At 52.7% G+C, this 11,997-nt stretch carries 13 protein-coding genes; 4 read left to right on the forward strand and 9 right to left on the reverse strand.

Features of this window, described 5'->3' with window-relative positions:
* Positions 1–40: 40 nt before the first annotated feature.
* Together GOC95_RS05385 and murJ are read right to left on the reverse strand one after the other, a co-directional pair.
* A complete protein-coding gene (locus GOC95_RS05385) occupies positions 41–943 on the reverse strand; it encodes a bifunctional riboflavin kinase/FAD synthetase (RefSeq protein WP_275356196.1) in 903 nt (300 codons plus the stop codon).
* Positions 943–2,487, reverse strand: a complete 1,545-nt coding sequence (gene murJ / locus GOC95_RS05390) for a murein biosynthesis integral membrane protein MurJ (RefSeq protein ID WP_275356197.1) — start codon at positions 2,485–2,487, stop codon at positions 943–945. The genes GOC95_RS05385 and murJ overlap by 1 nt, the downstream gene beginning before the upstream one ends.
* A gap of 209 nt (positions 2,488–2,696) precedes the next feature.
* Between murJ and rpsT the strand changes: the two genes are divergently transcribed.
* Entirely contained in the window at positions 2,697–3,068 is a 372-nt protein-coding gene (rpsT, locus tag GOC95_RS05395; RefSeq protein WP_194748589.1) for a 30S ribosomal protein S20, read from the forward strand.
* A gap of 151 nt (positions 3,069–3,219) precedes the next feature.
* Positions 3,220–3,684 (forward strand): PH domain-containing protein, encoded by a 465-nt coding sequence (locus tag GOC95_RS05400; protein ID WP_275356198.1) that lies wholly within the window; start codon positions 3,220–3,222, stop codon positions 3,682–3,684.
* Between the two features lie 64 nt (positions 3,685–3,748).
* Here GOC95_RS05400 and GOC95_RS05405 read toward each other — a convergent pair whose 3' ends face one another.
* The 7 genes from GOC95_RS05405 to GOC95_RS05435 all read right to left on the reverse strand — a co-directional run bounded on the left by GOC95_RS05405 (position 3,749) and on the right by GOC95_RS05435 (position 8,948).
* On the reverse strand, positions 3,749–4,897 hold the full coding sequence (locus GOC95_RS05405) for a 5-(carboxyamino)imidazole ribonucleotide synthase (protein ID WP_275356199.1): 1,149 nt from the start codon (positions 4,895–4,897) through the stop codon (positions 3,749–3,751).
* Complete coding sequence (gene purE, locus GOC95_RS05410; RefSeq protein WP_275356200.1) at positions 4,894–5,388, reverse strand: 5-(carboxyamino)imidazole ribonucleotide mutase; 495 nt, start codon at positions 5,386–5,388, stop codon at positions 4,894–4,896. The genes GOC95_RS05405 and purE overlap by 4 nt, the downstream gene beginning before the upstream one ends.
* Before the next feature lie 68 nt (positions 5,389–5,456).
* Positions 5,457–6,578, reverse strand: coding sequence for a glutamate 5-kinase (gene proB, locus GOC95_RS05415; protein ID WP_275356201.1), 1,122 nt, complete (start codon positions 6,576–6,578; stop codon positions 5,457–5,459).
* Between the two features lie 5 nt (positions 6,579–6,583).
* The gene (cgtA, locus tag GOC95_RS05420) at positions 6,584–7,636 is read right to left on the reverse strand and encodes an Obg family GTPase CgtA (protein ID WP_275356202.1); all 1,053 of its coding nucleotides are present in this window, start codon (positions 7,634–7,636) and stop codon (positions 6,584–6,586) included.
* A 212-nt stretch (positions 7,637–7,848) separates the two neighbouring features.
* The gene (gene rpmA, locus GOC95_RS05425; protein WP_049637894.1) at positions 7,849–8,106 is read right to left on the reverse strand and encodes a 50S ribosomal protein L27; all 258 of its coding nucleotides are present in this window, start codon (positions 8,104–8,106) and stop codon (positions 7,849–7,851) included.
* 47 nt (positions 8,107–8,153) lie between these two features.
* Positions 8,154–8,468 (reverse strand): 50S ribosomal protein L21, encoded by a 315-nt coding sequence (gene rplU / locus GOC95_RS05430; RefSeq protein ID WP_018986099.1) that lies wholly within the window; start codon positions 8,466–8,468, stop codon positions 8,154–8,156.
* 135 nt (positions 8,469–8,603) lie between these two features.
* Positions 8,604–8,948 carry a hypothetical protein gene (locus GOC95_RS05435; RefSeq protein WP_275356203.1) on the reverse strand — a complete coding sequence of 115 codons (345 nt, stop codon included), beginning with the start codon at positions 8,946–8,948 and terminating at the stop codon, positions 8,604–8,606.
* A 112-nt stretch (positions 8,949–9,060) separates the two neighbouring features.
* Here GOC95_RS05435 and GOC95_RS05440 point away from each other — a divergent pair, with 112 nt between their 5' ends.
* Positions 9,061–10,464, forward strand: coding sequence for a PLP-dependent aminotransferase family protein (locus GOC95_RS05440; protein WP_275356204.1), 1,404 nt, complete (start codon positions 9,061–9,063; stop codon positions 10,462–10,464).
* Positions 10,465–10,576: 112 nt separating this feature from the next.
* Positions 10,577–11,986 (forward strand): cytochrome c oxidase accessory protein CcoG, encoded by a 1,410-nt coding sequence (gene ccoG / locus GOC95_RS05445; protein WP_275356205.1) that lies wholly within the window; start codon positions 10,577–10,579, stop codon positions 11,984–11,986.
* Positions 11,987–11,997 lie beyond the last annotated feature (11 nt).

Here is an 11,997-nt window from a genome sequence, read left to right on the forward strand (position 1 = left end):
CGATAAAACCCTCTATCAAAATATAGAAGGCTATCGGCGTTTATCCGCGTTCATCGGCGGTAAAATATTGCTTTGCCTGCAAGGCATCCAGCGCAATCTGCGCTTTTAACGCATCTAGTCCGGCAAACTTTTGCTCGTCGCGCAGTTTGTGAAAAAACTGCACCTGCACATGTTGATCGTAAAGATCACCATTAAAATCAAACACATGCACTTCGAGTTTAAGCTTGGGGATGCCTTCCAGCGTCGGGCGATTGCCCAAATTGGCAACAGCCGGTAAATTGTTCAATTTTACCGCATAAACCCCTGTCAGTGCAGGCCGTTCGTGGCGCATATGGACATTGGCAGTGGGGAACCCCAGTTGCCGCCCCAGCTTGGCGCCATGGACGACCTTGCCACTGATGCTGTAAGGCCGTCCCAGCAAGGCCTGCGCTTTGAGCAACTCGCCAGCCGCCAGCGCATCGCGCACCAAGGTGCTCGACACACGCTCACCTTGCAGCTGCACTTCTGGTAAGGGAATCACATTAAACCCGTGCTCAATCAGGGTTTGCACACTGCCCGCCCGCCTGGACCCAAAACAGAAGTCCTCGCCCACCATCACCACATTGGCGTTGAGTTGCTCGCGCAGCACTTGCATAAAAGCGGTTGGGCTCTGCCCGGCAAACGCCTGGTTAAAGCGCTGCACATAGACATGCTGCACACCACACTCGGCAAAATACTCCAGCTTTTCGCGCATGGAGGCCAAACGCGCGGGGGCATTTTGTGGTGTAAAAAATTCACGTGGATGCGGCTCAAAGGTCATGACCGCTGGCGTTATCTTGTAGGTTTGCGTGTAGGCAATCAGCTGCCTCAGCAAGGCCTGATGCCCTAAATGCATGCCATCAAAATTACCGATGGCAATCGCCTGCGGCGTTTGAGCCGCTGGAAAATGACGAAATATTTGCATTATTTGGCCACCCGCTTCATAAAATGTTGAGGCCTAAAGCCTAGCAAACCTAAGGCTGAAAAATAAACCGCCATACCCAAAACTACCACACCTGCCAGATGCAGCATGCGCGTCAAGGCAGGCATGGCTAACCAATCCCCCACCCAACGATCTGCGGCGTGCAATGCCAAGGCCATCAGGGTGACCGCAACGAGCAGCTTAAACAGAAAGCGGCCCCACCCTGGCTGCGGCTCGAACGCACCACTTTTTTGCAACATAACCCACAGCATGGTCGCATTCAGGCAAGCGCCCAAGCCCACAGCCAGCGCCAGCCCGGCATGCTGCAATGAGGTAAACAGCAAAAAGCCCACATTGAGAATTTGGGTCATCACCAAGGTAAAAACCGCAATTTTGACTGGCGTTTTGACATTTTGGCGTGCATAAAAGCCAGGGGCCAGTACCTTGACCATAATCAGGCCCAGCAGGCTTAGGCTATACGCAATCAGGGCGCGCTCGGTTTGCGCCACATCGACCGGTGTGAATTTGCCGTAATAAAATAGACTCGCCACCAATGGTTTGGACAGCACGGCCATCGCCACAGCCGCCGGAATGGCCAGCATAAAGGTGAGGCGCAGGCCCCAGTCCAGCAATTGCGAAAACTCGGCGCCGGATTTATCTACATGCGCCTTGGATAAGCTGGGCAACAAAATCGTGCCCAATGCCACGCCCAGCACCCCGGTCGGGAACTCCATGAGACGGTCAGCGTAATACAGCCAGGACACACTGCCTGTGGGCATGAATGAGGCAAAAATGTTATTCAACACAATCGAAATTTGCGCGACAGAAACGCCAAAAATCGCGGGCCCCATGAGCTTGAGGATGCGGCGTACGCCTTCATCTTGCAAATTCAGTTCGTAGCGCGGCAACATGCCTATCTGTTGCAGGTAAGGCAGTTGATACAGCAACTGAATAATCCCGCCGACAAACACGGCCCAAGCCAGTACATACACCGAGTTGTGAAAATGCGGGGCAATAAAAATCGCAGCGGTGATAAAACTCAAATTGAGCCAGACCGGCGTAAATGCGGGCACCTGAAACTTGCTGAAGGCATTCAACACGCCCCCCGCCATCGAAACCAGCGAGATAAACAGGATATAAGGAAAGGTAATGCGCAACAGCTCCGTGGTGAGTGCGAATTTGGCCGGGTCGCTCACAAACCCAGGCGAGGTCAGCCGCACGATCAGCGGTGCTGCCAGCATGCCCACAATGGTGATCCCGACCAGAAACAGGCCCAGCAAACTGGCAACATGATTGATCAAGGCCCGGGTCGCTTCTGGCGTGCGTTGCTTGCGATATTCGGAAAGGATAGGCACGAAGGCCTGACTAAACGCACCTTCGCCCGAGATCCGGCGTAATAGATTAGGAATCTTGAAAGCGACAAAAAAAGCATCGGTGGCCATCCCCGCGCCAAAAATACGGGCAATCAAGGTGTCACGCACAAATCCCAGCAGGCGCGAAATAAAGGTCATGCCACCCACGGTGGCCAATGCTTTGAGCAAATTCATAAATGGTGGAAAATACAGGCCCTGGTTTATTTTTTTGACCGTGAGCCGCTCCCAACGAACGGCTGACTGATTAAAAATTTGGCCGATTTTACCATGCAGGCATCCGCAGTCGAGGAAAATGCGTTTTTATCTTGCAAAAACAAAGCGAAAACAGTATGATGCACGGTTTCGTATCACACCCCTTTTGAAAGTTACAGGATAAAACGAATATGGCAAATACCGCACAAGCTCGCAAACGCGCGCGCCAATCCGTCAAAGTTAACGCGCACAACGCTGCGTTACGTTCAACTTTGCGTACTGCGATCAAAAAAGTAATCAAAGCGATTCAATCTGGTGACAAAGCTGCTGCTGTGGCTTCTTACCAAGAAAATGTCAGCGTGATCGACCGTATCGCTGACAAAAAAATCATTCACAAAAACAAAGCTGCTCGTCACAAGAGCCGTTTGACTGCAGCAATCAAAGCATTGTCCGGTGACGCACCTGCAACTTTGGTTTCTGTGAAAAAAGCAGCAGCCCCTAAAGCCGAAGCTGCACCAGCTAAAAAAGCTGCCAAGCCTCGCGCGAAAAAAGCCGCTGAATAATTTCAGTAGGGGTGCATACTAGAAAAGCCGGACTGATGTCCGGCTTTTTTATTGCCTTGATCTATTGATTACGATGATCTAGCGCATTATCCAAACCGCTGTTGCTGTTATGATCACAGCTAAAAATGCAATCTTTGCTCAGGAGAGCCCTTTGAGTTTTATTGACAAAAACTTGCTTGAGAATGAAGTGGTGATTTACCGCGCGCAGATGCACTGGATTATTTTCCTGAATACCTTCATCTACTTATTGTTGAGCGTGTTGGCGTGCGCATTTAATCTGCGCTTGGCACAATCCAACCAGCTATTATGGGCGATCAGCCTGCTCGGCTTGTTGCTGGCCCTGATCAGTGGCATCAGCAGCTATATCCGCTACAAGACCTCTGAATTTGCCATTACCAACAAACGCGTGCTGATCAAGATTGGCTTTATCAGACGCCACTCGCTGGAAGTATTGCTCCATAAGGTGGAAGGCATAGGCGTCAATCAAAGCATCCTCGGCAGAGTGTTAGGCTTTGGGACGATTACCGTCACAGGCACAGGCGGCACCAAAGAAACGTTTGACCAAATTGCTGCACCGCTTGAATTTAGAAAACAGGTGCAGGCAAACCTTTCGTAGCCTGCCTGCTTCAGAGCGAAAAAAAGCCCGGATAACCGGGCTTTTTGGTGGCATTGGCAAACACTTATTCACCAATATGTAACTCGCTACGCGCCACTTTAGCGGCATTCAGCACGGCCTGCGCATCATCGCCAATCACCGTGAAATGTCCCATTTTGCGGCCTTTGCGCGGCTCATGCTTGCCATACAAATGCATTTTGAGGTTGCCGTGGGCAAAGGCTTTATCCCAAGCTGGCTCTACCTGTTTACCACTGTACAGCCAGCTATCGCCCAGGATATTCACCATGACCGCATCGCTATGCAAGCGCGGACTGCCCAAGGCTTGGCCGGTGATCACGCGCACTTGCTGTTCAAACTGATTGGTGACACAGGCATCAAGGGTGTAATGACCAGAATTGTGAGGGCGTGGCGCAATCTCATTCACCAGCAACTGGTTGCCGACCACAAAGAACTCCACCCCCAGCACGCCGACATAGTTGAGTTTGGTCGCCAGTTTTTTGGCCAGCTCTTGCGCATTGGCTTTGATCACTTCAGAACAGCGCGCCGGGGCGATACTCACATCAAGAATACCATTCAAATGGCTGTTTTCTGCCGTGGGGAAAGCTGCAATGTGGCCGTGCGCATCGCGCGCCAGCACAACAGACACTTCCAGGTCCAAAGGCAGCATTTTCTCCAGCACGCAGACTTCTTGCTTAAAGCCCTGAAAGGCAGCGACCGCTTGCTCACGGTTGGCAACACGCGCCTGACCTTTGCCATCGTAACCGAAGCGCGCCACTTTGAGCACGGCAGGATACATCTCGCCATCCGCAGGCAAGTCGCTCTCCGCCATCACCGGCACAAACGGACCCACCGGCAAGCCAGCTTCTTTAAAGAAGGTTTTTTCTTTCACACGATGCTGGGCAATCGCCACAGCATCCGCGCTCGGATGCACGACGGTAGACTTAGCCAAGGTAGCCAGCGTCTCGGCCGGCACATTTTCAAATTCGGTAGAGATGGCCTGGCAGGTTTCCGCCATGGTTTTCAGCGCGGCCGCATTGTCATAGGCTGCACATAAATGCACATCGGCAATCATGCCTGCCGGACTGTTCTGGTCCGGGTCCAGCACAGTGACTTTATAGCCCATCTCGTGCGCTGCGATCACAAAAAAGCGACCCAGCTGGCCGCCGCCTAACATGCCCAACATGGCAGGAGGTTGAATCACGGATGATGTCATGGTTTTTCGCTCAACTCCATTGCATGCACTTTTTCAGCTTGTTTTTTGCGGAAGGTAGTTAATTTTTCTGCTAACGCCGGATCTTGATTGGCCAGCATCGCCACCGCAAACAAACCGGCATTGGCCGCACCGGCATCGCCAATGGCAAATGTCGCTACCGGGATGCCCTTGGGCATTTGCACGATGGACAACAGGGAGTCTTGCCCTTGCAGATGCTTGGAAGGTACAGGCACACCCAACACTGGCAAGGTGGTTTTTGCTGCAACCATGCCAGGCAAATGTGCGGCGCCCCCCGCCCCGGCAATAATCACCTGAAAGCCATTGCCTGCGGCAGACTCGGCAAACTTGAACATCAGGTCTGGCGTACGATGGGCAGAGACCACACGCGCTTCATAAGCGACACCAAAGTCTGCCAGCATTTGTGCGGCATTTTTCATCACCGGCCAGTCACTGTCCGACCCCATAATAATGGCTACCAAAGGTTTACTCATCCCGTTACCTTTTAATCAATGTGTTCATTTGTCATGCGTAGCTGGCTTCTGCAGCCAGCTACGTTTGCTTATAACAACACCAGATTGTCCCGGTGTATCAATTCTTTTTCTTCCACATACCCCAGCACGCTTTCTATTTCACTACTGGGCTTACGTTTAATCCGTCGTACTTCATTGGCATTGTAATTGACAATGCCGCGTGCCCATTCCTTACCCGCAGCATCGACGCAAGCCACCACATCGCCGCGCTCAAATTGGCCCAGCACATCCACCACGCCAATCGGCAGCAAGCTTTTACCCTCTTTGGTCAGGACATTCACCGCGCCGTCATCCAGCACCAATTTACCACCCACGCGCAGATGATCCGCCAGCCATTGCTTTTTAGCCAGCGTTTTCATTCTCACGGCTTGCAGGTGCGTCCCAATCGCCTCGCCCTGACTCAAGCGTACCAGCACTTCCGGCTCGCGCCCTGAAGCAATCACGGTATGTGCGCCACTATTGGCGGCACGCTTGGCGGCCAATATCTTGGTTAACATGCCGCCAGTACCCACTGAGCTGCCTGCGCCGCCTGCCATGCTTTCGAGCGCAGGATTGCCTGCGGTTTCAAAATTGATAAACACGGCATTCGGGTCTTTACGCGGATCGGCGGAATACAGGCCTTTTTGATCAGTCAGGATGATCAGCGCATCTGCTTCAATCAGATTCGCCACCAGCGCACCCAGGGTGTCGTTATCGCCGAAACGGATTTCTTCGGTCACCACCGTATCGTTTTCATTGATAATCGGGATGACATTGAGGTCTAGCAGTGTGCGCAAGGTGGAGCGCGCATTGAGGTAGCGCTTGCGGTCGGCCAGATCTTCGTGGGTGAGCAGCAATTGCGCCGTGTGCAACCCGTGTTGCGCAAAGCATTGTTCATACATCTGCACTAGGCCCATTTGACCAACGGCCGCAGCGGCCTGCAGCTCATTAACCTCTACCGGGCGTTTTTTCCAGCCCAGTCGCTGCATACCTTCGGCAACCGCACCACTGGAGACCAGCACAACTTGTTTGCCCTGCTTGACCAAGGCACTGATTTGCTGTGCCCAAGCGGCAATCGCCGTCTTATCCAGGCCCTGACCATTGTTAGTCACCAGGCTGGAACCCACCTTGACGATCAGGGTTTTACTGTCTTGTATGAGTGAAACGCTCATAAAACTTATTCTGTGATCGGTTGGACGGGAGTCTCTTCAAGATCACGTTGCGCACGCGTCTGGTCTATATGATCCATGATGGCATAGGTCAAGGCCTGACAACCAACACCGCTAATGGCGGAGATAGGGAATACCGGTCCATCCCAGCCATAGGCTTTAATAAAGTCAGCCACTTTTTGCGCACTGTCTTCCAGCATATCAATCTTATTCAACACCAGCCAGCGGGGTTTGTCGTAAAGTTCTTGATCGTATTTTTTCAACTCGTTGACGATGGCCTTGGCTTCTTGCACCGGATCGACGCTCTCATCAAACGGCGCAATATCGACCAGATGCAACAGCAAGGAGGTGCGTTGCAAATGACGCAGGAACTGATGTCCCAGTCCTGCCCCCTCCGCCGCGCCCTCAATCAGGCCAGGCACATCGGCAATCACAAAGCTGCGATTGCTATCGACCCGCACCACGCCGAGGTTAGGGTGCAATGTGGTAAAAGGATAATCGGCGACCTTGGGCTTGGCGGCAGACACCGAGCGAATAAACGTCGACTTACCGGCATTAGGCATCCCCAGCAAGCCCACATCGGCCAATACTTTCAGCTCGAAATATAACTCAAAAGCTTCACCAGGCTCACCCTTGGTGCATTGACGTGGAGAACGGTTGGTACTGGTTTTAAAATGGATATTCCCCAGACCGCCATTGCCGCCTTTGGCAATCAGCACTTTCTGGCCATCAGTATTCAAGTCCACCATCATCTGGCCGGTCGCCTTATCGCTGATGGTCGTACCGACAGGCACACGCAGTATCATGTCGTCGCCCCCCTTGCCATAGCAATCGGAACCGCTGCCGTTTTCGCCACGCTCGGCCTTGAAGGTCCGCGTATAACGGTAATCGACCAGGGTATTGATATTGCGGTCTGCAATGACAAAGATGGAACCACCACGGCCACCGTCACCGCCATTCGGACCGCCCATAGGCTCGTATTTCTCACGGCGGAACGTGGCAACACCGTTGCCGCCGTCACCGGCGTAGACTTTGATGGTCGCTTCGTCAATAAACTTCATGATTCAATTTGCCTTTAAGCGCATTACTGCGTAACTCGGTGCTCAAAACCTGTGTGTATTGCAAGCTTGGGCCTACCGTGCGCCTTGCACTGCATCTTAAAATTTCTCACTGCGCGCGGACAATCCAGCGCACAACCATACAAGGCTACAATCTGATAACTATAAAGTAAAAAGCCCCGTCAAGCGACAGGGCTTTTTTCATAAAAGTGCGATTAGACCGCTTCGATGCTCACGGTATGACGCTTCAACGCGCCTTTTACAGCAAATTTTACTTTGCCTTCTACCAGTGCATACAGGGTGTGGTCTTTGCCCATGCCAACGTTTTCACCAGCGTGCATTTTAGTCCCGCGCTGACGCACGATGATGCTACCAGCGTTGACAACTGTTTCACCGAAGGCTTTAACGCCCAGGCGTTTGGCTTGTGAGTCGCGACCGTTACGTGAACTACCGCCTGCTTTTTTGTGTGCCATGTTTGATTCCTTATTCTAGCAATCTGCTCTACTCAAGCAGAACGTGCTTATTTTGCTGAAATAGTGTCGATTTGAATTTCTGTGTAGCTCTGACGATGACCTTGCGTCTTGCGGTAGTGCTTACGACGACGCATTTTGAAGATCATCACTTTGTCACCACGGCCATGTGAAACCACTGTGGCATTCACTTTTGCACCAGCTACCAACGGTGCACCAATCGTAGTTGTCTCGCCGTCTGCAATCAACAACACTTTGTCGATCACTACTGTGGAGCCAACGTCGCCAGTCAATTTCTCAACTTTTACTTTGTCACCAGCGGCTACTTTGTACTGTTTGCCACCTGTTTTAATCACTGCGTACATAATAATGCCTTAAACATCGCCTTTTAAAGAACCCGCAATTATACGCAATTTATTCGGGAATGCAAATATATTTATGCATCATTTCAATCGCGTGCAGGAACGGTGGATGGTAGCCAGCGCTGGCACCAAAGGGGGCTAGTTTACCCTAGATCGCCAGGGACGAATACTGCCACGTGTGTAATAGCGGTAGACTGCAAACACGCACATGAGCAACTCCTCTTCCAGCACGGGATTTATCTGCTTGTCCATTTGCATGTCCGCCACCCGATACACCGGTTGTATTTCCAGATTATTCAGCGAGCTCAAAGGCTGAAATCGCACATTGAGCAGAACCCGGCTGTGTTGCATTAATTGCACGGTAAACATATCTTGCACGGCAAGCTGTAACGACTGACCATCTCTCAATGTGACGCCGTACAGCTTTTTGTTGTGCTGAGTCATTTGCTCAACCCCCGTATTAATTTTCCCTGTGTCAGTCATTCGTCCTGCCGCCTGCTGAAAAGGCCAAGCTTAACGCCTACGCTGGTTGCATCACAGAGGCAGTTTGCTTTAAATTGACCATATCAGATAACCTCCCTGTCAGGACCATGGCTTGAAAAAATACGAAATGATTGCCGAAGAGATCGCCAGTGCGATTCAGCAAGGCTTGCTCAAGCGGGGAGACAAACTGCCTTCTATCCGGCACATCCAGGCCAGCAAACAGGTGAATGCTTCGACCGTGTTTCAGGCATATTATCTGCTGGAGGCCCGCGGCCTGATTGTGACGCGCCCGCGCTCTGGTTACTATGTGGCGGGACCGTTACGCAGCGAGCGCCTGCTGCCACAAGCAGCTCACAATGCCAGCCACCCGACCAAACTGCAAGTCAGTGACCTGGTGTTCACGTTGCTGGAGCGTATCAAAGACCCGCAACAAATCCCGTTTGGCTCGGCGTTCCCCAGCCCGTCCCTGTTCCCGCTCGCCAGACTGGCCGATCATATGGCCAGCACAGTGCGCCGCATGCAGCCACAACTGACCGTCAGTGATATCGGCCAAGGCGATGTCGAGCTGCGGCGGCAGATTGCATTACGCTACCAACTGGACGGCAAACCGACGGATCCGCATGAGATCGTGGTGACCAATGGCGCCATGGAAGCACTGAACTTATGCCTGGCCGCGGTCACGCAACCGGGCGATAGCGTGATCATCGAATCGCCCAGTTTTTATGCCGCGTTGCAAGCCATCGAGCGCATGGGGCTGAAAGCCATCGAAGTGCCTAGTGACCCTGAGCTGGGCATAGACCTGGTGGCACTTGAGCAAGCAATCCTTCAGCATCACCCCAAAGCGTGCTGGCTCATGACCAATTTTCAGAACCCGACCGGCAGCCTGATGCCGGAGCCGAAAAAACAGGCGCTGGTGGCCCTGATTACCCGTCACCGGTTACCGCTGATTGAGGATGACGTCTACCGCGAATTGTATTTTGGCAAACAGCGGCCTTTACCGGCCAAGACTTGGGACAACGACGGCTGGGTCATGCATTGCAGTTCATTTTCAAAATCGCTCGCGCCCGGATACCGCGTCGGCTGGGTTTCCGCCGGGCGCTTCAGCGAAACCATCACGCGCCTTAAACTCTCCACGACCCTGGCGACCTCGATTCCGGCACAGCTGGCCCTGGCCAGCTATCTGGCGAAAGGCGGTTACGACAAACACTTGCGCCAACTGCGTCACCAGCTTATGTTGCAACAACTGCAGTTCACCCAAGCCATTCATCAATCCTTTCCTGCTGAGGTGCGCTACACCCTGCCGCAAGGCGGCTATTTCTTATGGCTGCAACTGCCCGGCCATCAGGATAGCCTCGGGTTGTTTCAGCAAGCCATCCAGCATAATATCAGCCTCGCCCCTGGACACTTGTTTTCCTCGCAACAGCAATATGCCGGATATGTGCGTCTGAACTATGGCCACCCGCTCAATGCAGAGCACAGGCAGGCGATAGAGACTCTGGGGCAGTGGATGCAATAGCCAACGAACAACCCAGCCAATCTGATATGGTTTTTTATTTAAAAACTGAATCTGTTTTAAATTAATCCCGCCCTCTACACTACACACGTCTTCATCAAGATAGAGTGCCTGTATGACCGCTTCCCGTAGCAAACCCGTGATCCCGATTGTGGCTGCCCCTGCCAGCGAACAAACGATTTCGCTGTATCAGAAAACCAGCAAAGTCTACCCGCGCAGTGTCAGCGGCTATTTTAAAAACTGGCGCTGGTTCATGATCTGGGCCACACAACTGGTGTTTTACGGTTTGCCCTGGCTGCAATATGGCGGTCGCCAGGCGTTCTTGCTCGATATTGATACGCATCGCTTTTATCTGTTTGGCCTGGTGATCTTTCCACAGGACCTGTTTTATCTGGCCATGCTACTGATCATTTGTGCGGTCGGATTATTTTTGTTTACAGCGGTGGCAGGCCGGCTCTGGTGTGGCTTTTCTTGCCCGCAGTCGGTGTATACCGAAATTTTCTTATGGATGGAACGCCGCATAGAAGGCGACCGCCTGGCCAGGCAAAAGCTGGATGCCCAACCCTGGGGGCTACGCAAAACTGGCCTCAAATTAAGTAAACACTCGGTCTGGCTCGGCTTTTCACTCATCACCGGCTTGAGTTTTGTCGGTTACTTTACGCCCATCCGCGAGCTTGTCACTGACCTCACGCAATGGCAGTTGGGTGGCTGGTCCTGCTTCTGGCTTGGCTTTTACAGCCTGGCGACCTATGGCAACGCAGGCTTCTTGCGCGAACAGGTATGCAAACATATGTGCCCCTATGCGCGCTTTCAGAGTGCGATGTTTGATAACCACACCCTGATCGTCGCCTATGACAGTGCGCGTGGCGAACCGCGCGGTCACCGCGCCAAGAGTCAGGACTACCAGTCACAGGGACTGGGCGCTTGCATCGATTGCAGTATCTGCGTACAGGTGTGCCCGGTAGGCATTGATATCCGCAATGGACTGCAGTATGAATGCATCAGTTGCGGCTTGTGTATTGATGCCTGCAATGACGTGATGGACAAAATGCACTATCCGCGTGACCTGATTCGTTTTTCTGCGGCCGGCGCCACAGACCAGCACGCGCTCAGTTCCCATTTATTGCGTCCGCGCGTACTGATTTACAGCAGTTTATTTGTGTTGATGATCGCCTGGCTGGGATACGGCTTGCTACACAAACCGGATTTCAAGGTCGATATCATGCGCGACCGCAACATCCTATACCGAGAAACCAACCAGGGCATCGAAAACGCTTACCAGCTGCACCTGACCAATGCCACCGAGCACCGCGAAAGCTATCAATTACGTGCAATTGGTCTGGATGGCTTGCAGATCGAAAGTGAGCAAACACTGACTGCGCAACCGACGGAGGAAGTCCTGGTGCCGATGAGCCTGCTGGCCCCTGCCGGCAACCAACGTGGCAGCCAGCGCATCCAGATAGAAGTGACTGCCTTATCCAGCGGCGAAAAAGTCAGCACGGAAAGCACCTTCTACCAGCCCTGACCGGACAGCGC

Source organism: Methylophilus sp. YYY-1 (assembly GCF_029132825.1).
In the GTDB taxonomy this organism is placed as follows: domain Bacteria; phylum Pseudomonadota; class Gammaproteobacteria; order Burkholderiales; family Methylophilaceae; genus Methylophilus; species Methylophilus glucosoxydans.